The 263-nt window shown below is 46.4% G+C and carries 1 protein-coding gene; it reads right to left on the reverse strand.

Going from position 1 to position 263, the window contains the following annotated elements; all coding sequences use genetic code 11:
- A partial coding sequence (locus FDX22_RS30820) for a hypothetical protein (RefSeq protein ID WP_255432718.1) occupies positions 1-77 on the reverse strand: 77 nt, incomplete at its 3' end.
- Between the last annotated feature and the right edge of the window lie 186 nt (positions 78-263).

Consider the following 263-nt stretch of genomic DNA (forward strand, 5'->3'; position numbering starts at 1 on the left):
ACGTCGCCAAAGCGATCCGCATCTTCAGTCGCACCAATACCAAAGGAGTCCAGCACCATAATAAATGCACGTTTCATCTTGTTCTCCATTACCCGTCATACTTCAAGTTGTCGATGCGTTGACTTCACTCATTCACCCCAGTCACGTACTGATGTACGCTCCCGGGGATTCACTCGTTTGTCGCCTTTCTACAACTCGAATTATTTAGGGCATCTATCTTGCGCCGCAAAAAAGCGATCAGATCAGTATACAGTTATTCGGTT

It is taken from the genome of Citrobacter sp. TBCS-14 (genome assembly GCF_005280805.1).
In the GTDB taxonomy this organism is placed as follows: Bacteria; Pseudomonadota; Gammaproteobacteria; order Enterobacterales; family Enterobacteriaceae; genus Citrobacter; species Citrobacter gillenii.